Annotated in this window: 21 protein-coding genes; 11 read left to right on the forward strand and 10 right to left on the reverse strand. The window is 61.3% G+C overall.

Annotated elements, in window-relative coordinates; translation table 11 throughout:
* Positions 1 to 71 precede the first annotated feature (71 nt).
* From rlmD to AAEZ08_RS16305, 3 genes are all read right to left on the reverse strand, one after another.
* On the reverse strand, positions 72 to 1424 hold the full coding sequence (gene rlmD / locus AAEZ08_RS16295) for a 23S rRNA (uracil(1939)-C(5))-methyltransferase RlmD (protein WP_500124702.1): 1353 nt from the start codon (positions 1422 to 1424) through the stop codon (positions 72 to 74).
* An 87-nt stretch (positions 1425 to 1511) separates the two neighbouring features.
* A complete protein-coding gene (cysM, locus tag AAEZ08_RS16300) occupies positions 1512 to 2414 on the reverse strand; it encodes a cysteine synthase CysM (protein ID WP_058064859.1) in 903 nt (300 codons plus the stop codon).
* Positions 2415 to 2529: 115 nt separating this feature from the next.
* The gene (locus AAEZ08_RS16305) at positions 2530 to 3423 is read right to left on the reverse strand and encodes an HTH-type transcriptional regulator ArgP (RefSeq protein WP_500124703.1); all 894 of its coding nucleotides are present in this window, start codon (positions 3421 to 3423) and stop codon (positions 2530 to 2532) included.
* A 140-nt stretch (positions 3424 to 3563) separates the two neighbouring features.
* Here AAEZ08_RS16305 and AAEZ08_RS16310 point away from each other — a divergent pair, with 140 nt between their 5' ends.
* The 5 genes from AAEZ08_RS16310 (at position 3564) to AAEZ08_RS16330 (ending at position 10580) form a co-directional block, all read left to right on the forward strand.
* Positions 3564 to 4190, forward strand: a complete 627-nt coding sequence (locus AAEZ08_RS16310; RefSeq protein ID WP_003283735.1) for a trimeric intracellular cation channel family protein — start codon at positions 3564 to 3566, stop codon at positions 4188 to 4190.
* Between the two features lie 91 nt (positions 4191 to 4281).
* Positions 4282 to 7038, forward strand: a complete 2757-nt coding sequence (locus AAEZ08_RS16315) for a response regulator (RefSeq protein ID WP_500124704.1) — start codon at positions 4282 to 4284, stop codon at positions 7036 to 7038.
* Between the two features lie 58 nt (positions 7039 to 7096).
* The gene (gene mnmC / locus AAEZ08_RS16320) at positions 7097 to 9079 is read left to right on the forward strand and encodes a bifunctional tRNA (5-methylaminomethyl-2-thiouridine)(34)-methyltransferase MnmC2/FAD-dependent 5-carboxymethylaminomethyl-2-thiouridine(34) oxidoreductase MnmC1 (protein WP_003283738.1); all 1983 of its coding nucleotides are present in this window, start codon (positions 7097 to 7099) and stop codon (positions 9077 to 9079) included.
* A 14-nt stretch (positions 9080 to 9093) separates the two neighbouring features.
* The gene (locus AAEZ08_RS16325; protein ID WP_058064833.1) at positions 9094 to 9651 is read left to right on the forward strand and encodes a Tll0287-like domain-containing protein; all 558 of its coding nucleotides are present in this window, start codon (positions 9094 to 9096) and stop codon (positions 9649 to 9651) included.
* A gap of 173 nt (positions 9652 to 9824) precedes the next feature.
* Complete coding sequence (locus tag AAEZ08_RS16330; protein WP_003283741.1) at positions 9825 to 10580, forward strand: sulfite exporter TauE/SafE family protein; 756 nt, start codon at positions 9825 to 9827, stop codon at positions 10578 to 10580.
* Here the strand turns inward: AAEZ08_RS16330 and AAEZ08_RS16335 are convergent, their stop codons facing one another.
* Positions 10581 to 10817 (reverse strand): DUF1127 domain-containing protein, encoded by a 237-nt coding sequence (locus AAEZ08_RS16335; RefSeq protein WP_003283743.1) that lies wholly within the window; start codon positions 10815 to 10817, stop codon positions 10581 to 10583. It abuts the gene before it with no gap.
* A gap of 96 nt (positions 10818 to 10913) precedes the next feature.
* On the opposite strand from AAEZ08_RS16335, the gene AAEZ08_RS16340 reads away from it, so the two are divergent.
* Positions 10914 to 11768, forward strand: a complete 855-nt coding sequence (locus tag AAEZ08_RS16340; RefSeq protein ID WP_500124705.1) for a LysR substrate-binding domain-containing protein — start codon at positions 10914 to 10916, stop codon at positions 11766 to 11768.
* A 9-nt stretch (positions 11769 to 11777) separates the two neighbouring features.
* Here the strand turns inward: AAEZ08_RS16340 and AAEZ08_RS16345 are convergent, their stop codons facing one another.
* Positions 11778 to 12158 carry a hypothetical protein gene (locus AAEZ08_RS16345; RefSeq protein WP_003283745.1) on the reverse strand — a complete coding sequence of 127 codons (381 nt, stop codon included), beginning with the start codon at positions 12156 to 12158 and terminating at the stop codon, positions 11778 to 11780.
* A gap of 142 nt (positions 12159 to 12300) precedes the next feature.
* Here AAEZ08_RS16345 and AAEZ08_RS16350 point away from each other — a divergent pair, with 142 nt between their 5' ends.
* On the forward strand, positions 12301 to 12597 hold the full coding sequence (locus AAEZ08_RS16350; protein ID WP_003283746.1) for a hypothetical protein: 297 nt from the start codon (positions 12301 to 12303) through the stop codon (positions 12595 to 12597).
* Between the two features lie 18 nt (positions 12598 to 12615).
* Here AAEZ08_RS16350 and AAEZ08_RS16355 read toward each other — a convergent pair whose 3' ends face one another.
* A complete protein-coding gene (locus AAEZ08_RS16355) occupies positions 12616 to 13947 on the reverse strand; it encodes a DEAD/DEAH box helicase (protein ID WP_003283747.1) in 1332 nt (443 codons plus the stop codon).
* Between the two features lie 146 nt (positions 13948 to 14093).
* Between AAEZ08_RS16355 and AAEZ08_RS16360 the strand changes: the two genes are divergently transcribed.
* Complete coding sequence (locus AAEZ08_RS16360; protein WP_003283748.1) at positions 14094 to 14525, forward strand: anti-virulence regulator CigR family protein; 432 nt, start codon at positions 14094 to 14096, stop codon at positions 14523 to 14525.
* Positions 14526 to 14577: 52 nt separating this feature from the next.
* Here AAEZ08_RS16360 and AAEZ08_RS16365 read toward each other — a convergent pair whose 3' ends face one another.
* Positions 14578 to 14898 (reverse strand): hypothetical protein, encoded by a 321-nt coding sequence (locus tag AAEZ08_RS16365; RefSeq protein ID WP_003283749.1) that lies wholly within the window; start codon positions 14896 to 14898, stop codon positions 14578 to 14580.
* Between the two features lie 247 nt (positions 14899 to 15145).
* Between AAEZ08_RS16365 and AAEZ08_RS16370 the strand changes: the two genes are divergently transcribed.
* The 3 genes from AAEZ08_RS16370 (at position 15146) to AAEZ08_RS16380 (ending at position 17151) form a co-directional block, all read left to right on the forward strand.
* Positions 15146 to 16054: a LysR family transcriptional regulator gene (locus tag AAEZ08_RS16370; protein WP_003283750.1), complete on the forward strand. Its 909-nt coding sequence runs from the start codon at positions 15146 to 15148 to the stop codon at positions 16052 to 16054.
* Between the two features lie 28 nt (positions 16055 to 16082).
* The gene (locus AAEZ08_RS16375) at positions 16083 to 16637 is read left to right on the forward strand and encodes a peptidylprolyl isomerase A (protein ID WP_003283752.1); all 555 of its coding nucleotides are present in this window, start codon (positions 16083 to 16085) and stop codon (positions 16635 to 16637) included.
* Between the two features lie 94 nt (positions 16638 to 16731).
* A complete protein-coding gene (locus tag AAEZ08_RS16380; protein ID WP_003283753.1) occupies positions 16732 to 17151 on the forward strand; it encodes a DUF6306 domain-containing protein in 420 nt (139 codons plus the stop codon).
* Positions 17152 to 17164: 13 nt separating this feature from the next.
* Here the strand turns inward: AAEZ08_RS16380 and AAEZ08_RS16385 are convergent, their stop codons facing one another.
* The 3 genes from AAEZ08_RS16385 to AAEZ08_RS16395 form a co-directional block, all read right to left on the reverse strand.
* Positions 17165 to 18295: a GNAT family N-acetyltransferase gene (locus AAEZ08_RS16385; protein ID WP_181066843.1), complete on the reverse strand. Its 1131-nt coding sequence runs from the start codon at positions 18293 to 18295 to the stop codon at positions 17165 to 17167.
* 158 nt (positions 18296 to 18453) lie between these two features.
* Entirely contained in the window at positions 18454 to 19149 is a 696-nt protein-coding gene (locus AAEZ08_RS16390) for a DUF2057 family protein (protein WP_181066844.1), read from the reverse strand.
* Between the two features lie 176 nt (positions 19150 to 19325).
* Complete coding sequence (locus AAEZ08_RS16395; RefSeq protein ID WP_181066845.1) at positions 19326 to 20408, reverse strand: porin; 1083 nt, start codon at positions 20406 to 20408, stop codon at positions 19326 to 19328.
* Between the last annotated feature and the right edge of the window lie 581 nt (positions 20409 to 20989).

The raw sequence follows: 20989 nt of genomic DNA on the forward strand, positions 1-20989 counted from the left end.
AACGCCGGCATTCTGTGTGCCGGTCGGTTGAACCACAGGCAATTCGCCTGTCAAGAATGCAGCATCGAGCGCTAACTCCGCTCGAACAGCGCCATGGCTTCGACATGGGCCGTTTGCGGGAACATATCCAGCACCCCGGCACGCCTCAGGCGGTACCCCTGATTGGCCAGCTCGCGTGCATCGCGCGCAAGGGTGGCCGGATTGCATGAAACATAGACCACCCGCCGGGCCTTGAGCTTCGACATTTGTCGAACGATTTCCAGCGCGCCGTCGCGCGGCGGATCGAGCAGCACCGCGATGAACCCGTTGCGTGCCCAAGGTGCATCGGCAAGCGGGTTCGACAAGTCGGCCCGATAAAAGTGCGCGTGCTCCAGACCGTTGCGCTGAGCGTTCTCCTGAGCCCGAGCCACCATCGCCTCGACGCCCTCAACGCCCACCACCAAAGCCCCCGTGCGAGCCAGCGGCAGGCTGAAGTTGCCCAGCCCGCAGAACAGGTCGAGCACCGACTCGTCCTTGCCTGCTCCGAGCCATTCCAGAGCCTGAGCCACCATCGCATCATTGACCGGCGCGTTGACCTGGACGAAATCCCCGGGCCGCCAGGCCAACTCCAGCCCCCAGGCATCCAGGCGGTAAGCCAAGGTCGCCGCCGCATCGTCCGGCTGAGGCTCGCCTTCCCCCTGCCACCAGAGCTGCGCTCCATTAGCGGTGGCAAAGCTGCGCAAGCGTGCCACGTCCGTTTCCGGGAGGGCGGCAGTGTGGCGAATCAGCACGGCCTCGGCGGTGCCACTGAAGAGTTCGATGTGACCGATTGCCTGGGGCTTGCTCAGATCACGCAACGCCGCCAGCAAAGCCGGCAGCAGCGACTGCAAGGGCTGTACCAGAACCGGACATTCGCTGATGGAGACGATTTCCTGGCTGGCGCTGGCGCGGAAACCGATGTCCAGACGCTTTCTCTTGACGTCCCAGCGCACCGCCAGTCGCGCGCGGCGCCGGTAGCCGAACTCCGGCCCCACCAGCGGCTCGGCCCAGCTTTCTGGCTGCAGACCGGCCACACGGCTCAGCTGTTCGCTCAGCGTGTGCTGTTTGAGGGCGAGTTGATCTGCAATTAGGGCATGCTGCAGGTTGCAGCCGCCGCACAGACGGGCATGCGGGCATGGCTCGACCTGGCGCAGCGCACTGGCCTGAAGCACGCGCTCGCAGCGCGCCTCGACGATCTGGCTGCGCGCAGCCAGCACTCGCGCCTCGACCTCCTCGCCAGGCAATGCGCCTTCGACGAACCAGGTGCGCCCCTCGATGAAGGCAATGCCGCGCCCGTCATTGGCCAACCGCTCGATATTCAGGCGCTGCTTCTTGCCGACCGGCACCTGGGGCTTGCGCTCGCCGCCGCTGGGTTGAAAGCGCAAAGCGCCGCTACGTTTGGCCATCAGCTGAAACCTGCGCTGTTCGGTAGTGCATTGAGAATGTCGTGGCTAACCGGACGCGGCGTCACAATCGCGCCGCTGACGAGCCTTTCAGTTAGGCGCGTCATACACGCCAGTCGATAGATAACGATCGCCGCGATCACAGATGATCGCCACGATCACCGCATTTTCCAGCTCCTGCGAAAGGCGCAATGCGGCCGCTACGGAACCGCCAGACGACACGCCGCAGAAGATGCCTTCTTCACGGGCCAGACGCCGCATCACCTGCTCGGCTTCGAGCTGCGACATATCGATCACCCGATCGACGCGCTCGGCCTGGAAGATTTTCGGCAGGTACTCTTGAGGCCAACGGCGGATGCCGGGGATGGCGGCGCCTTCCATCGGCTGCAGGCCAACGATCTGCACGTCGGCGTTCTGCTCCTTGAGGTAGCGCGAAACCCCCATGATGGTCCCGGTGGTACCCATGGAGCTGACGAAATGCGTAATGCTGCCCTGAGTTTGCCGCCAGAGTTCCGGGCCGGTGCTGTTGTAATGGGCTTCGGGATTGTCGCCGTTGGCGAACTGATCGAGAACCTTGCCGCGACCCTCGGCCTGCATCTGCAGCGCCAGGTCGCGAGCACCCTCCATGCCCTGCTCCTTGGTCACCAGAATCAGCTCGGCGCCGTAGGCGGTCATGGCCGCCTTGCGTTCGGCGCTGGAGTTGTCCGGCATGATCAGAATCATCCGGTAGCCCTTGATCGCCGCTGCCATGGCCAGGGCGATTCCGGTGTTGCCGGAGGTCGCCTCGATCAGGGTATCGCCAGGCTGGATGTCGCCGCGCAGCTCGGCACGGTTGATCATCGATAGCGCCGGGCGATCCTTGACCGAACCGGCCGGGTTATTGCCCTCGAGCTTGACCAGAATGGTGTTGCTGGTCTTACCCGGCATCCGCTGCAGACGAACCAGCGGGGTGTTGCCGATGCAATCGGCAATGGTCGGATAGTGTGTAGTCATGGCGTCGCACGGCATCTGAAGAGGTCGCCATGATACCGGCAACACTCGACGACGGGCAGACCGTCTCAGCCGACCGGCAGCACTTCGAAGCACTCACGCCCATCCCCCGCCCTGGCTATGGGCGCGCAAGGATCTTGGGCGCGGCCTCGACGATCTGTCGCGAAAGATGCTCCATGCGCGGCGACTGCACCTTCCAGGTGTGCCAGTACAGGGCGATCTCGAGCGGTTCGTCGGCTGCCAGATCGACCACCTCACCCGAGCTCAGCGCATCATGCAGCAACAGTTCAGGAACCATGCCGTAACCCAGGCCGTAACGAATCGCGCTGAAATGCGGCTCGGCACCGGGAACGAAATGGCAGGGATAAGCCCCCTCCGGCAGTCCGAAGCGGCGCAGCAGGAACGACGATTGCAGCGTGTCCTTGCGCGTATAGGCGACCACCGGCGCCTTGCGCGCCGCATTGCGGGTCAGGCCGTGCGCGAAGTGTTTCTGCCGGAACTCGCTCGACGCCACCAGTCGGTAGCGCATGCTGCCCAACGGGCTGGCCGTGCAGCCGCGCATGGGCTTGGGCTCGGTGCTGATGCAACCGATCGCCAGGCCCGTTTCCAACAGGCTGTAGGTGTGGTCCTGATCCTCCACGGTGAGATCGAGCAGCACCCGCTCGCGGATCAGCACCTCAGCCAGCGCCGGAAAGAACCAGGTCCCCAGGCTATCGGCGTTTAGCGCCGCGACCACCACCAGTGGCGCATCGCTGCGCTCGGCGAGGTCCTCCAGCAGGTCAGCTTCGAGCAATGTGGCGCGCTTGAGGTACTGCAACAGACGCTGCCCTGTTTCAGTGGGCCGGCAGGGTCGACTGCGCACGACCAGCGCACTGCCCAGGGCGCTCTCCAGTGCGCGCACCCGCTGTGAAATCGCCGGTGGCGTCAGGTGCAGACGCTGCGCAGCCTGTTCGAAGCTACCAGTACGGATCACCGTTCGAAATGCTTCGGTCTGCTTCGGATCGAGATTCATGCGGCCTTCCGATTAAGAAAATGTTTGCATGGCCTAAAAATACTTAGCCACGACAAATTTAGCCAATATTGCTCCATAATCGCGCACCCTTTGCTGCAGCGCCCCATAGGCGTGCAGCGCATCCCGCCCGGAGAGTCGTCGTGGAATTGCTGCACACCATCTATCTGATTGCCATTACGGCCGAAGCCATGTCTGGCGCCATCATGGGCATGCGCCGCGGGATGGACCTGTTCGGTATCTGCCTGCTCGGCACCGTGACGGCGCTGGGCGGCGGAACCGCACGCGACGTGCTGCTCGGCCACTACCCGGTCGGTTGGATCGCCCATCCGGAGTACCTCACCTTCACCATCGGCGCAGCAATCGTCACCGGCTTCATCGCCCGCCATCTGCATCACCTGCGCATGGTGTTTCTGCTGGTGGACGGCCTCGGTCTGGTAGCGTTCACCGTGATCGGTTGCGACGTAGCAATGGGCATGGGTGCGCACCCGTCGATCGTGGTGCTGGCTGGCGTGATCACCGGCATTTTCGGCGGACTGATGCGCGACGTCCTATGCAATCAGGTACCGATGGTGCTGCAGCGCGAGCTGTACGCCACCGTAGCGCTGTTCACCGGAGTGTTCTACGTCGGCATGCTGTGGCTGGAGATCAATACCACGCTGGCGACCCTGGCGGCGCTGGGCAGCGGTTTCCTGTTCCGCGTACTGGCCATGACCTTCCACTGGAAGCTGCCCGACTTCAACGGCAAAGAGATTCGCGGCCTGGACTGAGATGCCGCGCTAGGGCTTGATCTGGCGTGCAGATTCCGCCGAGCCGAGCCGCTACACTAGCGCGCTGCAACCCAGGATCGGTGGACGGACTGTGCTGAAAGACCTAGGAATTCGTGGTCGCGTATTGATGCTGACGCTATTGCCCAGCACCCTGCTGGCAGTGGTACTCGGCGCCTACTTCACCTGGATGCAGCTGTCCGAGATGCGCCATCAGCTCGACGAGCGTGGCCAGCTGATAGCCGAGCAGCTCGCACCGCTAGCCGCCCCCGCCATGAATCTGGGCTATGACAAGCGCCTGCAGCGCATTCTGACCCAGGTCCTGGATCAGGCCGACGTCCGTGCCGTGACCATTCTCGACCCTGAGCGCACCCAGCGCGTGCATGCTGGCCCACGCATGCTGACCCCGCCGCCGCCCGGCGACCCGGAGGGTCTGACCCGTGTCAGCAGCATGGACCACACGCGCATCCTGATGCCGGTCCTCAGCCGTCATCTGAACCTCGCCGATGAAGTTCGCGGCCCAAGCGAAAAGCTGATCGGCTGGCTGGAACTGGAGCTCTCGCACCACAACACGCTGCTGCGCGGTTACCGCAGCCTGCTCACCAGCCTGTTTCTGGTCAGCACCGGCCTGATCATCACCGCGCTGTTGGCGCTGCGCATGAGCCGGGCTATCAGCCTGCCGTTGCAGCGTGTCAAAGGTGCCGTGGCACAACTCAAGGACGGCCATCTGGAAACCCGACTGCCGCCGCTGGGCAGCCATGAGATGGACGAGCTGGCGTCGGGCATCAACCGCATGGCCGAGGCATTACTCAGCGCCCGCGAGGAACTGCAGCAAAGCATCGACCAGGCCACCGAGGACGTGCAGCAGAATCTGGAGACCATCGAAATCCAGAACATCGAACTCGACTTGGCGCGCAAGGAGGCCCTGGAGGCCAGCCGGATCAAATCCGAGTTCCTCGCCAATATGAGCCACGAGATTCGCACGCCGCTCAACGGCATCCTCGGCTTCACCCAGCTGCTACAGAAAAGCGACCTTACCCCGCGCCAGCAAGATTACCTGGGCACTATTGAGCAGTCCGCCGACAGCCTGCTCGGCATCATCAACGAGATCCTCGACTTCTCCAAGATCGAGGCCGGCAAACTGGTACTCGACAGCATCCCGTTCAACCTGCGTGACCTGATCGAGGACACTCTGACCATTCTCGCGCCAGCGGCTCACAGCAAACAGCTGGAGTTGGTCAGCCTGGTCTACCGCGATACGCCGCTGTCGCTGGTGGGCGATCCGCTGCGCCTCAAGCAGGTGCTGACCAACCTGATCAGCAATGCCATCAAATTCACCAATGAAGGCACCATCGCGGTGCGTGCCATGGTCGAGGATGACAACTCCGATCGCGCCCAGCTGCGCATCAGCGTCCAGGACACCGGCATCGGTCTGACCGATCAAGATCTGCGCGCCCTGTTCCAGGCCTTCAGCCAGGCAGACAACTCCATGTCGCGCCAGCCCGGTGGTACCGGCCTCGGGCTGGTGATTTCCAAGCGCCTGATCGAGCAGATGGGCGGTGAGATCGGCGTTGACAGTATTCCCGATGAAGGCTCGGAATTCTGGATCAGCCTCAGCCTGCCCAAGGCCCGTGATGACATCGAAGACCTGCCCCACCCCGCCCTGCAGGGACGTCGCATTGCACTGCTGGAACAGCATCCGCTGGCCCGTCAGGCATTGCAGCATCAGCTGGAAAGCCTTGGGCTCGAAGTACATACCTTCGACTCGCTCGGCCAGATGCAGGAAGCGATCTCCGCCCAGCGCCAGGGCAGCCAGCTGATTGATCTGGCCGTACTCGGCGTCACCAGTCGTGAAATCGAGCCTGAAGCCCTCGGCGACCGACTAATGGAAATCGAAGCGCTCGGCTGCAAGTGCGTGGTGCTCTGCCCCACTACAGAACAGGCGCATTACCACGACACATTGCCGGAAGTTCATAGCTATACGCAGCTGCAGGGCAAGCCGGCCTGCACCCGCAAACTGCAGCGCGTGCTGCTGGAGCTGGTGCGTCCGAACCAGGCTTACGCCGAGCCTGCTGCAGCCGCGCCAAGTCGTGCGGCACGCGTACTCTGCGTGGATGACAACCCGGCCAACCTGCTGCTGGTGAAAACCCTTCTCGGCGACATGGGCGCCGAGGTCGTCGCGGTAGACAACGGGCTCGCTGCGCTGGAAGCAGCCAAGCAACACACCTTCGATCTGGTGCTGATGGATGTGCAGATGCCCGGCATGGACGGGCGACAGACCACCGAAGCCATACGCCACTGGGAACATGTAGAGGGCAGCACGCCACTGCCGATCATCGCGCTCACCGCTCACGCGCTGGCAAACGAGAAACGCTCGCTGCTGCAGAGCGGCATGGACGACTACCTGACCAAGCCCATCAGCGATCGGCAACTGGCGCAGGTGGTATTGAAGTGGACCGGACTTGCTCTGCGAAGCCAGCCGCAGCACTCCGCCGACCAGACTTCGCAACCCGAGCTCAATCTGAAAGTACTCGACGAAGAAGAAGGTCTGCGTTTGGCTGCTGGCAAGGCAGATCTCGCCGATGACATGCTTGGCATGCTGCTGCAGTCGCTGGAAAGCGACCGCCGTACGATCCGTGAAGCGCGTCAGGCAGGTGATCGTCAGGCGCTGATCGAACGCGTGCACCGCCTGCACGGCGCCACCCGTTACTGCGGCGTGCCTCAATTGCGCAACGCCTGCCAGCAGAGCGAAACGCTGCTCAAACAGAACCATCCGGCTAGCGAAGCCGCATTGGACGAGCTAGACGCAGCCATCGTTCGGCTGGAACAGCAAGCCCACGCCGACAGCTGACCGGCAGTACCGGGCGGTCGGCGAGACGCCCGGCCGCCTGGCCCATTCAGGAATCACCATGACCGATCGACCCGCCTCCGATGCTTTCCAGCATGCCGACCTCGACTGGGACGAGAACGGCCAGCCGCAATCACGCCAGTACGGCGATGTGTACTTCTCCCGCGCTAGCGGCTTGGCCGAAACCGAACATGTGTTCTTGGCGCAGAACGACCTTACGCAGCGCTTCGCCGCTCTACATGGCACCCAGCATCTGGTAATCGGCGAAACCGGCTTTGGCACGGGGCTGAACTTCCTCTGTGCCTGGCACCTGTTCGAACGCACCGCCGATTCGCAGGCCTGCCTGCACTTTGTCAGCGTCGAAAAGCACCCCCTGACCCGTGCCGACCTGGAGCGCGCGCTGGCACTGTGGCCGGAACTGCAGGTGCAGGCAGAACAGCTGCTGCAGCAGTACGTCGCGCTGCATCCAGGCTATCAACGTTTCGTCTTCGCCGGCGGGCGCGTGGTGCTGACTCTGCTGATCGGCGACGTGCTCGAATGCCTGCCGAGCCTGGATGCGCAAGTCGACGCCTGGTTCCTCGATGGATTCGCTCCAGCGAAGAACCCGCAAATGTGGCAACCGGCGCTGTTTGCCGAACTGGCCAGACTGTCTGCGCCAGGGGCAACCCTGGGCACCTTCACCAGCGCCGGCTTCGTGCGACGCGGGCTGACAGACGTCGGCTTCGACATGCAGCGCGTGCCGGGCTACGGGCACAAGCGCGAAATATTGCGCGGATGTCTGCGAACGGTCAGCAACACCCTGACGGACAAGCCCTGGTTCGCTCGCCCAGTCTGGGTGCCTGCCGAGCGCCACGCGGTAGTCATCGGCGCCGGGCTTGCTGGCTGCGCAACAGCCGCATCGCTGGCTGCCCGAGGCTGGCGGGTGACGGTACTCGAGCGCCATGCAGAGGCAGCGCAGGAAGGCTCGGGCAATCCGCAAGGCGTGCTCTATCTAAAACTTTCCGCCCACGGCACCGCGCTATCGCGGCTGGTGGTCAGCGGTTTCAGCTACACACGCAGACTGCTTGGCAACCTGCAATCCGGCAAAGACTGGCAGGCCTGCGGCGTGCTGCAGGTGATCTACGACGACAAGGAGCGCGAACGCCAGGCGGAACTGGCAGCAGCGTTCCCTCCCGAATTGGTCCATCCGCTGTCGCGGGAACGTGCTGAAGAGCTCGCTGGAGTCGCGCTGCCGGATGGTGGACTGTTCTATCCGGATGCCGGCTGGGCCAACCCGCCCGCACTATGTCGTTGGCTCCTGCAGCAGCCGGGTATCGAGCTGCGCAAGCATCGTGAAGCCCTTGAGCTAAAGCGTGCCGGCTCCCGCTGGCACGTGCTGAGTGGCGAAACGGTATTAGCCGAGGCGCCGGTAGTGATACTGGCCGGCGCCGCGGACGCAGTGCGCTTCAGCCAGAGCGCCTGGCTACCGCTCAAGCGCATACGCGGGCAGATCTCCTGCCTGCCGGCGACCACCCAGAGCAGCCAGCTGCGCACCGTGCTCTGCGCCAAGGGCTATGTCGCACCGCCGCGAGAAGGTACGCACACGCTGGGTGCCAGCTTCAACTTCCAGCAGACCGACGATGCGCCCAGCGTTGCCGAGCACCAGGCCAACCTGGAAATGCTCGAGCAGATATCGAGCGACCTGTATGGCCGCCTCCAGGCGGACCCGCAGCGAACCGAAACACTTCAGGGTCGCGTAGCATTTCGCTGCACGAGCCCGGATTACCTGCCACTGATCGGGCCACTTGCTGAGCCACAGGCGTTCGCCGAGACCTACGCTGCACTCAGCAAGAATGCCCGCCAGCCTCAGCACGCCAGCTGCCCGTGGCTGACCGGGCTTTACGTCAATACCGCCCATGGCTCACGCGGCATGATCAGTGCGCCACTGTCCGGCGAACTATTGGCCGCTTGGCTGGATAATGAGCCGCTGCCGCTGCCTCGAGAGGTGGCCGAAGCCTGCCATCCCAATCGCTTCCTGCTGCGTAAACTGATCCGCGGCAGCTGATTTCCGGAGGCCTGATGAAATCGTTATCTTTGCTCGCACTTGGCTTGCTCACCCTCAACCTTCATGCCGCACCTGCGAGCGATACCGACCAACTGCGCAACGAGGCCGCCAGCCTGATCCCTGCGTTTCAGCAGCAGCTGCTCGCCACGGTCAAGCAGGCCATGGCCGAAGGCGGTCCAGGCCAGGCGGTCGAGGCGTGCCAACTGCTCGCTCCCGAGATCGCGCTGCAGCACAGTCAGGCCCCGTGGCAGGTCGGGCGCACCGCGCTCAAGCTGCGCAACCCGGACAACGCGCCGGATGCCTGGGAGCGATCCGTCCTTGAGCAATTCGCTCAACGATCCGCCGCAGGCGAACCGCTCGCACAGCTCAAGCGCGACGAGGTGGTTGATGGCGAGTACCGCTACATGCAGGCCATCGGCACCGCCGCGGCCTGCCTGGGGTGCCACGGCCCGGACATCAGGCCTGAACTACTGAGCCTGCTTGAGCAGCGCTATCCACAGGATCAGGCAAGAGGTTTCCGCGAAGGCGAGCTGCGTGGCGCTTTCAGCCTGCGTCGAGCACTGTCGCCCTGACTGCTCGCAGACTTCACCTGCAGACACGCGATGCCAGCGCACGTCCTCGCTTGTGTTCCAGGGGAACACAAGCGGTTGCAGACGCACAAACAACATGGGTGTCGGAGCGCTGAAATGGAGCACGCAATGCACAAGATTTCCACCATGACGTCACCGCACATCGGCGCTGCCTGATGGATATTTTGCTCCTCGAAGCGTTGGGCATCGGCCTGATTCTCGGGTTGCTGCTGGGGCTCACCGGGGCAGGCGGCTCACTGGTCGCCCTACCCCTGCTGCTCAGCCTGCACCTGCCATTACGCGACGCCATCGGTGTCAGCCTCGGCGCTGTGGCAATGTCAGCACTGATCGGCGCCATTCCTCGTGCACGCCTGGGCCAGGTCGCCTGGCGTCCTGTGCTGTTGCTGGCCATATGCGGCCTGCCGGGCAACGCCGCAGGCCAATGGCTGGGACAGTTCATTCCCGAACGCTGGCTGATCATCGGCTTTTGCCTGTTGGTGCTGTGGTCGGCCTGGCGCATGTGGCGCGGCGCCAACCTGCCAGCCAAGGAAAATGCCGAGGACCGCCACCTGGCACTGTTGGGCATCGGGGTAGGTGTGGGCCTGCTATCGGGACTGATGGGTGTCGGCGGGGGCTTTCTCATCGTTCCGGCGCTACTCTGGTTCACCTCACTGTCGCTGCTCAGTGCCATGGCCACATCAATGGCAGTGATCGCGGTAGTCAGCGGCGGCGGCTTTCTGCTCTATCTCACCGACGCCGAGCCCCCATTCCCTCTTCTCGGCGGCTTGGCGCTAGGAGGCGCATTCGGAGTACTGGCAGGCAATCGCCTGGCGCAGTACCTCAACAGCAGCCTGCTGCAGCGTCTGTTCGCCCTCATGCTGGTCACCGTCAGTCTTTCGCTAGGCATTCAAAAGCTGGTCCTGGGCCACTGATCAGCGGCGGTCCGGGTCATCCCAGAACGGCCTGCTGGCTTCCCATTCGACATCAGCACGACTGCGGCCGATGTCCTTGAGCATCTCGTCACTCAGTCCCGCCAACTGATGCCGTTGCCGCGCCAGCTGGTTCCAGCGCCGCAGCATTCGCCAGGCGCGCAACAACAATTGCGATGCAGAGGCCCTCGCCCCCTTCGTCTGTGGGAATGTTTGCGAAGCGATTTTATGCGTGCTCATCGCGGCACCCTCCTGTTGGAATGGCGCCAGTGTTGCGCTGGGTTTAACATCAATCCAACGAATGTTTCTGATGCCTTGCATCTCGAGGATTGATGAATGGCGAACTACCCAAATATCGATACCGAGCTGTTGCGCAGCTTCGTCGCCATCGCAGATCACGGCGGTTTCACGCGCGCGGCGGCGGCAGTTAATCGCACCCAGTCGGCGGTGAGCATGCAGATGAAGCGTCTCGAAGAGGACGTGTTGCAGCGTCCGCTATTCGAACGCAACGGGAGGCAGGTCAAGCTCACGGCCGAGGGGCAGATACTCTTGGGCTTTGCTCGTCGAATACTGAAGCTGCATGGCGAAGTCATGACCACTCTGCGCCAACCGCACATGGTCGGTGCCGTACGAATCGGCACGCCGGACGACTATGTCATGCGTTTTTTGCCCGGCATCCTCGCACGTTTTGCCCAGGCCTTTCCGCTGGTCCAAGTCGAGGTGCATTGCGAGCCATCGAGCCAGCTGCTGCAGCGACGCGATCTCGACTTGAGCATCGTCACCCGCGAACCAGGCACCGAAATCGGTCAGCTACTGCGCCAGGAGCATATCGTCTGGGCAGCGGCTCCGGGGTTCAACCTGCAAGAGCACCGCCCCTTGCCGCTGGCCACCTTCAACACCGATTGCTTCTGTCGCGCCTGGGTTTGCAATGCGCTGGACGCACGGGAGATCGAGTATCGAGTCGCCTACACGAGCCCGAGTCTCTCGGCGATCATGGCCGTGTTGGGCGCGGGACTGGCCTTGACCGCTCAGTTGCAGAGCCTGATACCCGCGGAATTACAGATACTTGGCGAGGCAGAAGGCCTGCCCCGCCTGCCGCAAAGCAGTATCGTGCTGCTACGCAATCCGCAGCAGCACTCGCCGGTCAGCGAAACGCTTGCCGGCTATATCGTCGACGGCTTTCGCCTATAGCTGGCAGAGTCAGGAATGACCGCTGGCCAGCTCATCGAACACTTCCGGCACCAGGGCTGCTTCACCCTTGTCTGCCAGGCGCTGACGATGGCTGTCGCCCTGGGGGTCATCCAGCATCGCTAGCAAGCGCGAACCACGCTCGGTCAGAACGAAGTTCTCGCCGTTGCCACCCTGCTCTTCTGGGCGAGTGACGATAAATCCACCTTCGAACAACAGGCTTTCATAGTCGGCAGCTTCGGCGCGCAGGCTATCCAGATTCGGCATCGGTTGGCCGTCACTTTCCAACTGCGCAGCATGCTCTTCGGCATAGCGACGCGGCTTGAAGCTGTCGTTGGCGCTGGTCTGGACTTCATGCAGCAGACGCTGGATCAGATCCCAGTTGTAGCTCATGGCCGTTCTCCCGTGACAAGTGTTCGCCCCAGAAACGAGGCGCTTGTACATACCGACCGCCTCTGGTGCCACGGGGTTCGCGCTGAACTAAAGCGGCTCGAAAGCGATCCACCGTTCAGAACGATTAAAAGAGGATCGAGCCATGAAAATACTGACGATTACCCTGACCGCCGCCCTGCTCGCGAGCCCTGCCGTGCATGCGGCTTGCACTCCAGATGAGGTGAACGCCAAGGCCGAGCAATTGGCTGAGCGCGTCAACCAGCTCACTCAGAGCAATCCAGAACGCGCCAAGGAGATCAACGAAGAGATCCAGCAGATGCAGGCCAAGCGCACCGCCGACCAGTTGGGCGACGAATGCGAGGCCTACGACAAGCGCTTGAAGCAGATCGAGGAAGCCGAACGTGAGGCCGACATTCCGCCGGCCGACGCGCAGCGCTAGGCCCCGACCAGCCGACGGTTACTCCGCCGTCGGCTTCTTGCGCTTGAGCGGCGCCATGCCGTCCTGACTGACTACCGCTGACGGTTGCTCTCGCTTGGCGTTCTTCGGACGCTTGGCGGTGGGCTTGGTCTTCTTCTTGTCATCTTTCTTCTTGTCGTCCTTTTTCTTCTTCGGGCCGGCCGCCTTACCCGAAGCCTTGAGGTTCTTCGGCCCCATGTAGCTGCCCTTCAGGCCCTTGACCACCCGATGCTCGAAGCGCTGCTTGAGGTAGCGCTCGATGCTCGACATCAGGTTCCAGTCGTTGTGGCAGATCAGCGAGATCGCCAGCCCCTCGGCGCCGGCGCGCCCGGTACGACCGATGCGGTGCACATACTCATCGCCGGAACGCGGCATATCGAAGTTGATCACCAGATCCAGGCCTTCGATATCCAGCCCACGCGCCGCCACGTCAGTGGCCACGAGCACTTTGACGCCGCCCTCCTTGACTCTGTCGATGGCCTGCTTGCGATCTTTCTGGTCCTTGTCACCGTGCAGCACGTAGGCCTTCACGCCTTCAGCGACCAATCTTCCATAGAGTCGATCGGCCTGCACCCGCGTATTGGTGAAGATCACGGCCTTCTTATAGGTCTCGTTGGCCAACAGCCAGTGCACCAGCTTTTCCTTATGCTCGGTGTTTTCGGCGGTGATGATCTGCTGACGGGTACCCTCGTTGAGTTCGCTGACCCGGTTGAGCTGCAGGTGCAGCGGATCGCGCAACACGCTGGCGGTCATCTCCCGCAACGCCGTGCCACCGCTGGTTGCAGAAAACAACAGGGTCTGCTGACGCTTCGCGCACTCGTTCACCAGGCGCTGTACGTCGTCGGCAAATCCCATGTCGAGCATGCGATCGGCTTCGTCGAGAATCAGCAGCTCGACGTCCTTGAGAATCAGCGTGCCGGCGTTGAGATGCTCGATCATCCGCCCCGGCGTGCCAATGAGGATGTCCGGCACCTTGCGCATGATGGCCGCCTGAACCTTGAAGTCCTCGCCACCGGTGATCATCGCTGACTTGATGAAGGTGAACTGCGAGAAACGTTCTACTTCCTTGAGCGTCTGCTGGGCCAGCTCGCGGGTCGGCAGCAGAATCAGCGCACGAACATCGGTTCGGACCACCGCATCACCGATCAGCCGGTTGAGCATCGGCAGCACGAAGGCAGCCGTCTTGCCACTGCCGGTCTGCGCCGTCACCCGTAGGTCGCGCCCTTCCAGTGCCGGAGGGATCGCCGCCACCTGCACCGGGGTCGGCTCGACGAATTTAAGTTCGGCGACGGCCTTGAGCAGGCGTTCGTGCAGGGCGAATTGGTCAAACAAGGGAGCTACCTCGGAGGAAAAAAAACGATGACATAGGTTAACCCGTCTGCGGGGCAAAGGCGCGTTCTGTAACGGCCGGCATGTTTTACGTTGGAAACACAGGCTAAGCTGACAAAAGCGTAGCGGCTTAATGCCAGGAGGTACGCATGATCTCGACCAAGCGGATAGCATTGCTAGCCGGCGCGCTTTCCTTAGCGCTGCATGCCACTACCGGTGTGGCGCAGCCGGACAGAGAGCATCCAGGCAAGGGCAAGCCCGATCGCGACAATGGGAATGGACGCGCACTGCAGGATTATCGCCATCACGGGCCCTCGATCGATCTCGGCGCGGTTCGCATCACCCTGCGTGATCATCGCGACTTGCTGGCGCCGGCCTCTTCCCTGCCTCCGGGCATCCAGAAGAACCTGGCGCGTGGCAAACCGCTGCCGCCGGGCATCGCCAAAAAAATCGATAACCGCCTGCTGGGGCATTTGCCTCGGTACGATGGTTATGAATGGAAACAGCTGGGCCGCGACGTGATTCTGGTCGCTATCGCTACCGGTATCGTCTACGAGATTCTGGAAAACGTGCTGGATTGATGCGCCATGGCGCGCCGCCCGGGCTCAGCTTTGGCGGCGGCCTGGTCGCGGGCTATCGAGGCTCGCAGGTGAGCTTGATCCGCAGGCGGATCACATCACGCTTGAACTTAGAGGTCATTGCCTTGCGCTCACCGGGCTGCAACTCCGTACGGCGCGTGCGTGGCGCTTCCGGGCCATTCTGGAAAACTGCTGTACACACGGCCGCCGTCTCTCCGTAATTGAGCAGCAAGAGCCCGGCGAGGTCGCGATCGATAGTCTGGGGGGTGACGGTTATCTCTGCACCATTGAGCTGCTGATCAATATCCACCGGATAGGTAGCCGCAGTGGCAGCAAGCGGTAACAGAGCAAAGAGCAGGTAACTGATTGTTTTCATTTGGCTGGGCTCGTCGACAGATAGGCCAGCGTAACAGACCTCGACAAGGTCTGTTGAAGCTCCGCTTACAGGTGCATCCGACTCGAAGGAGTGCGCAGCAAGCGGCGCCATACGGAACTGCGGGACTAGGCAAGGGTGCACCGTTGCCTGCGTCGAGTGTGCAAAGCGCCATCCCGATTTGACGCCTTTTGGCGCAGCACCGCAGTTCGGGCCGCAACGTTAATAGACCTTATAAGGAACCGAAGGAATGAAAGTGCCCCGTGTGACCCTCGATCAGTGGCGCACCCTGCAGGCGGTCATCGATCACGGCGGCTTCGCCCAGGCGGCCGAAGCAATGCATCGGTCACAGTCCTCGGTTAGCTATACGGTAGCGCGAATGCAAGAGCAGCTCGGCGTGCCGTTGCTACGCATTGATGGCCGCAAGGCCGTGTTGACCGAAGCGGGCGAGGTGCTGCTGCGCCGCTCCCGGCAGCTGGTCACTCAAGCCAGCCAGCTGGAAGACCTGGCACACCACATGGAGCAAGGCTGGGAAGCGGAGGTGCGATTGGTGGTGGATGCAGCCTATCCCAGCGCCAAGCTTATCCAGGCACTCAGCGAGTTCATGCCGAAAAGCCGCGGTTGCAGGATCCGACTGCGCGAGGAGGTGCTGTCCGGAGTAGAGGAAGTGTTGAAGGACGGCACCGCGGACCTGGCGATCAGCGGCCTGGACATCACCGGTTACCTGGGCAGCGAGCTCAGCACCGTGGAGTTCGTCGCCGTGGCGCACGCCAACCATCCCCTCCATCAGCTGGGGCGCAAGCTCAGCGTGCAGGATCTGCAGACCCAGATGCAGATCGTGGTGCGCGATACCGGTCTGCGCCAACCCCGTGATGCCGGTTGGCTCGGTGCTGAGCAGCGCTGGACGGTAGGCAGCCTGGCGACGTCGGTGGCCTTCGTCAGCAGCGGGCTGGGCTTCGCCTGGCTGCCGAAACACCTGATCGAGCGAGAGCTGGCCGAAGGCATTCTCAAGCCGTTGCCGCTCGTCCAAGGCAGCATTCGCCGGCCACTGTTCTATCTCTACACTAACCATGATCGACCACTTGGTCCGGCTATCCGGATTCTCATCGAGCTGATCAAGACGTACGATGCCGGGCAGGCCACTACACTGGCCGGCTGACCGCACCCACAACATCAGGAAAGAAATCATGTTGAAACGCATCGCCCTCGCCGCCTGCTCCCTACTGCTGGCCGGCAACCTGCTTGCCGCTGAAAATCCCCGCGTGCTGTTGAACACCAGCCTGGGTGAGATCGAACTGGAGCTCGAAGCGGAAAAGGCACCGATTAGCGTCGAGAACTTTCTCGGTTACGTAGACAGCGGTTTCTATGACGGCACCGTCTTCCACCGTGTTATTCCGGGCTTCATGGTCCAGGGCGGCGGCTTCGGCGAAGGCTTGAACCAGAAACCGACCAAGGCCCCGATCAAGAACGAGGCCGACAATGGCCTGCACAACGTGCGTGGTACCGTGGCGATGGCCCGGACCCAGAACGTGAATTCGGCTACCAGCCAGTTCTTCATCAACCATCGTGACAACGATTTCCTCGATCACGGTGGCCGCGACTTCGGCTACGCGGTGTTCGCCAAGGTCGTACGCGGCATGGACGTGGTCGACCAGATCGCCCAGGTACCCACGGGCAACCGCGCCACGATGCAGAACGTACCGCTGACCCCGGTGAAAATCATCACCGCGAAGAAGCTTTGATCCCCCAGGGGCCGGCTCGCCGGCCCTTCTCTTTTATGGCGGCCCGTACAAGGCGTCGCCTTTGCGAACCCCTCAACCAACAGGAGATCGCGACATGACCACCCCGCAAAGCCCGCTGAACACACCGGAAGGCCAAGCCCAGCTGCTGCAGGATCTACTCAGCGCTGAACGCGCGGGCGCCAAGGTTGCCGGTGAGTCGCTACAACAGCCGTGCACACCGGAACAACGGCAGCTGCTCGAGCAGGTCCGCCAAGGGGAGATCGAGAGCTGCAAGCTGCTGCTCAACTGCCTGCAGCACCTGGGCCTGGAACCCAACAAGGACACCGGAGCCTTCTACGGCAAGGCCATGGCTATCGAGTCGCTGGACGAGCGCCTGCCCTTCGTCGACAAAGGCCAGCAATGGGTCATCCGCAAGTTGCGCGAATACCTGCCCGGTTGCGAGGATCCAGAGCTGCGCAGCAGGCTCGAGCGCATGCTGCATATCCACGAAGAGAACAGCGCCGCGTCCCACTGATCGAGACGCCCCATCAGTTGCCGGCGTGCCGATAGGGCAGCGCCTGCCAGGCCGATTCGGCGTAGGCCCGTACACCCGCCTGCTCCTGCTCGAGAAATTGCGCGACAGCTGAGCGCAAGCCAGGGTGTTGAAGGTAATGCCAGGAGCGGGTGATTACTGGCTCGAAGCCTCTGACAAGCTTGTGCTCGCCCTGGGCGCCGGCATCGAAGCGCTGCTGCCGGTTTGCTATCACGTACTCGATACCCTGATAAAAGCAGGTTTCGAAGTGCAAGCGATCAAATTCGGCTAGGCAACCCCAGTAGCGACCATATAGCGCATGTTCGTCACACAGGCTGAACGCCATGGCGACAGGCCTTACGCCCTGAACAGCCAATACGACGCGGATCGCCTCTGGCATGCGCTCGGCCAGCAGGCTGAAGAAAATACGCGTGAGGTACGGCGTCTGGCCGCGTACGTGGTAAGTATTGGCGTAACAGGCATACACGAAATCCCATTCCGCCTCGCTGAGCTCGTGCCCTTCTCGCCATTCGAACGAGATGCCTTGAGCCGTGACCTGCTCTCGCTCCTTGCGCATCTGCTTGCGTTTGCGCGACGTCAGCGCATCGAGGAAGTCCTGAAAATCACGATAGCCGCGGTTGTGCCAGTGAAACTGACAGCCGATGCGTTCCAGCCAGCCTTCCCGGCCTGCGACAAGACGGTCGGCGGCAGGCTCGGTGAAGTTGATGTGCAATCCAGACGTTTCGTTTCGATCCAGTCCCTCGGTGAGCGCATCGATCAAGAGGCCCGCTCCTTCCGCGTCGCCCAGCAGGCGACCACCGGCGACTGGCGTGAACGGCACTGCACAGAGCAACTTCGGGTAATAACCGATACCGGCGCGCTGGCATGCGTCAGCCCAGGCCCAGTCGAAAACATACTCACCGTACGAGTGGCTCTTGCGGTACAGCGGAAGTGCTGCGCGCAATTCGCCGTGCGGGTCGCGTAGGACCAAATGCGCTGGCTGCCAGCCGCTGCGCCCTCCCACACTGCCGCTGTCTTCCAGGGCGGATAAGAAGGCGTGGCGGACAAAAGGCTGAGTGTCGGACAGCAATGCATCCCATGCAGCAGGAGCAAGCTCGGCGATTCTGGAAATGGTCTGAATGTGCATGCCGACCAGTCTGGCTCACCTGCGCTATGAAAAAAAGCGCATAAAAAACCCCGTCAAGCGACGGGGCAAAGGAGCATACACACGGGAATTTACCGGATGCACGTTTCAGACGGGTTACCTGCGAACCTGCTCTGTAAGTGCAAATGCACGCACTCGGCTTACTGCTGAGTCCAGTCGAGGAATGCCTTACGGCTTTCCGGGCTTAGCATCAGCCACAATTGCTGCAGTGTGTTGAGCGTCGCGTCGCTGTGAGGCAAGGTCTGGGACGGTGCTGCTCGAGATGGGACAGGTACGCCAACATTCGAGTGGGTCTGCGCGCTATCGAGCGGCTCGACAGTGGTCTGCGCAACCGCGCTGGAGTTACCGCCCAGAAGCTGGTTCACAGCGGAAGTCGGTTCTGCTCCGACTGTCGTCTCGATGCGTTCGCCGGTGAGCTGGTTCTTCGACCAGCCGGCGAAAGTGTCCTTCATCGCGCGAGCTTCTTGCAAGTTGGCCGGCTCGTTGTATTCCAGCTTCCAGACGTCACCAGCACGACCATCCAGGCTGTACACCGCTCCGCGCGTGCGGACGATTTCGTGGCTCAGGCCACCGCCGATATCAAAGCCGTTCTTGTAGTAGGCATTGATACGATATTTACCGGGCTGCAGATGCAGCGTTTTGTTCTTCGTGCCGAAACTCGAATTGGCCAAAGGCAGCTCTTGGCCATTGATACTCATCACTTCAAGCGTGTCGGGTACTTCTACCACCACTACTTGCGCCTTTGGCAGCTCGGAGCCGGGGTACAACTTCACGTGGGACTGTTGTGCACAACCCGATAACAGGCCGACAACGGCAACCCAGAAAATACGACGCATGGAGACTCCTTGAACAGAATAAGCGGGCTTGCTGGTCATCCACCAGAGCAGACGACCCTGCAATAACCACAGGTGGAGAGCCACAGTAGAAGTGTAATATTTCACTTTAATTACAAAAAAGCCGGGACACTCTAAGTCGAGCATCCCGGCTTGATATTTCCAATCCCTTTAGGAGATCAGAAGTCGTAACGCAGACCAACGGACAGACCCGACGCTTTTTCGCCAAGGGCTTCGTTCACGTTATTGTTGATCGACTGACCAGTCGGATTGGCGGAGCGAGCCTGGCTCCATGGGGTCAGCGCAACATTGTCGTCATTATCAACGACAGCGTAGTTGGCATATACGCGAACAGCCTTGTCCAACTTGTGCTCTACACCAACTACCCACATGTCGGCGTCATAGTTGGATGCATCGGAGTCCCGAGTCATCCACATGGCCTTCAGAGCTGTATTGGAGGCAACCTTGAATTCGCCACCCAGACCATAGGTCTTCGAAGAGAGCTGGTCACGCAGGGCTGCGGAGGTACCTTCGAAGCCATCGTAGTCGACGGTCTGATAGAAGCCGACGAGTTTGAATTCGTCGGTCAACTTGTAGGCAGCGGCAGCACGAATGCCATCACGCTCGCCACGGGAGGTGTCTTCCTCCACGGTTTCATACGCCAGGGATGCCTCGAGCGGACCACCAACGTAGTTCAGCGCAACGCTGATGCCGTCGGAATCTTCGTTTTCTTCGACCCACTGCCCTTCATGTACGGAATAGGCGAGCACTGCGTTGAAGCCGCCAAAACTCGGTGTGGTGTACTGAACTGTGTTGTCATATCGCTCGTCGAATCGGGCATTGCCAACACGAGTCAGGTTGCGCATGTCACCGACCTGATCACCGAAGAGGTTGGCCGGACCGCGCGCCACTTTGAAAGGACTATCGAAACGTCCCAGCTGTACGGAGCCAAAATCACCTGCCAAACCTACGAATGTATCGCGAGTGGCGAAGTTGGTACTGTCAGAATCTTCGCTACCGGTAGTGAAGTTGATCTGCTGCTCCACCTGGAAGAATGCTTTCAGGTCAGGATTGATCTGATGATCACCCTTGAAACCCAGGCGCGAAGCGTTACTTGAAATATTGGTCTCGGAGTAGTCGGCACCATCGTCCAGGAAGTCGGTGGAAACATGCACACGACCGTAGATATTGACGTCTGCCGCAGCCAGAACAGGCATTACGGCCGCAGCACTCACAACAACCGCAATCAACTTCTTCTTCATCAGAAAGCTCCAGAGCTCCATTGGGATTTAATCAACGCCGTTTACAAGTGACGTAAGCTTGGTTGGTTTGATCGAAGCGGAGTATGGGAGCCCCGCATTACAGAGCGCTTGCTGTTTTATTAATATTTTAAGTCAACGGAACTTCCTGCAACCCGAGTGCTAGACACGCCGCAGGCACATAAGACAAGCCGAAAAATCGAACCAGGCGCGCCCTATCAGAACTATCGCCGACAGGAATGACGAACTTCCGTCAGATGCGAATTCGAGAAAGTCAGGAGGTTTGTTGTAGAAGCGGATACTTTCGCTCTATAGCATATCGAACGCCAGCGCAAGTTCTTGCGTTTTATTAAAATAACGGTTAAAGCAGAACTTCAGCAGTGCTGAAACCGGCGCCTGACACAACTAGGGAGACGCTGAACAATTAGCCAATTCTCACCGTCCCCCTTTTTCAACCCGGTTTTTTCAACCTACCGGCCTTATTCTGCGTTTCTTGGGCCGATTTCTACCCTGATTTTGCTGATTAGCGGGCCAGCCCCGCCTTTCGGACGGACTTATCCCGCCGTCCGTTGCAAATACCGCTT

This window comes from Pseudomonas sp. E45-MNA-CIBAN-0222 (assembly GCF_040310405.1).
In the GTDB taxonomy this organism is placed as follows: Bacteria; Pseudomonadota; Gammaproteobacteria; order Pseudomonadales; family Pseudomonadaceae; genus Stutzerimonas; species Stutzerimonas stutzeri_AC.

Excerpts from the sequence above, each read along its gene's own strand:
- rlmD (WP_500124702.1), bottom strand. The coding sequence starts at position 1,424 with ATGGCCAAACGTAGCGGCGCTTTGCGCTTTCAACCCAGCGGCGGCGAG.
- cysM (WP_058064859.1), bottom strand. The coding sequence starts at position 2,414 with ATGACTACACACTATCCGACCATTGCCGATTGCATCGGCAACACCCCG.
- AAEZ08_RS16305 (WP_500124703.1), bottom strand. The coding sequence starts at position 3,423 with ATGAATCTCGATCCGAAGCAGACCGAAGCATTTCGAACGGTGATCCGT.
- mnmC (WP_003283738.1), top strand. The coding sequence starts at position 7,097 with ATGACCGATCGACCCGCCTCCGATGCTTTCCAGCATGCCGACCTCGAC.
- AAEZ08_RS16325 (WP_058064833.1), top strand. The coding sequence starts at position 9,094 with ATGAAATCGTTATCTTTGCTCGCACTTGGCTTGCTCACCCTCAACCTT.
- AAEZ08_RS16330 (WP_003283741.1), top strand. The coding sequence starts at position 9,825 with ATGGATATTTTGCTCCTCGAAGCGTTGGGCATCGGCCTGATTCTCGGG.
- AAEZ08_RS16335 (WP_003283743.1), bottom strand. The coding sequence starts at position 10,817 with ATGAGCACGCATAAAATCGCTTCGCAAACATTCCCACAGACGAAGGGG.
- AAEZ08_RS16340 (WP_500124705.1), top strand. The coding sequence starts at position 10,914 with ATGGCGAACTACCCAAATATCGATACCGAGCTGTTGCGCAGCTTCGTC.
- AAEZ08_RS16345 (WP_003283745.1), bottom strand. The coding sequence starts at position 12,158 with ATGAGCTACAACTGGGATCTGATCCAGCGTCTGCTGCATGAAGTCCAG.
- AAEZ08_RS16350 (WP_003283746.1), top strand. The coding sequence starts at position 12,301 with ATGAAAATACTGACGATTACCCTGACCGCCGCCCTGCTCGCGAGCCCT.
- AAEZ08_RS16360 (WP_003283748.1), top strand. The coding sequence starts at position 14,094 with ATGATCTCGACCAAGCGGATAGCATTGCTAGCCGGCGCGCTTTCCTTA.
- AAEZ08_RS16365 (WP_003283749.1), bottom strand. The coding sequence starts at position 14,898 with ATGAAAACAATCAGTTACCTGCTCTTTGCTCTGTTACCGCTTGCTGCC.
- AAEZ08_RS16370 (WP_003283750.1), top strand. The coding sequence starts at position 15,146 with ATGAAAGTGCCCCGTGTGACCCTCGATCAGTGGCGCACCCTGCAGGCG.
- AAEZ08_RS16375 (WP_003283752.1), top strand. The coding sequence starts at position 16,083 with ATGTTGAAACGCATCGCCCTCGCCGCCTGCTCCCTACTGCTGGCCGGC.
- AAEZ08_RS16380 (WP_003283753.1), top strand. The coding sequence starts at position 16,732 with ATGACCACCCCGCAAAGCCCGCTGAACACACCGGAAGGCCAAGCCCAG.
- AAEZ08_RS16385 (WP_181066843.1), bottom strand. The coding sequence starts at position 18,295 with ATGCACATTCAGACCATTTCCAGAATCGCCGAGCTTGCTCCTGCTGCA.
- AAEZ08_RS16390 (WP_181066844.1), bottom strand. The coding sequence starts at position 19,149 with ATGCGTCGTATTTTCTGGGTTGCCGTTGTCGGCCTGTTATCGGGTTGT.
- AAEZ08_RS16395 (WP_181066845.1), bottom strand. The coding sequence starts at position 20,408 with ATGAAGAAGAAGTTGATTGCGGTTGTTGTGAGTGCTGCGGCCGTAATG.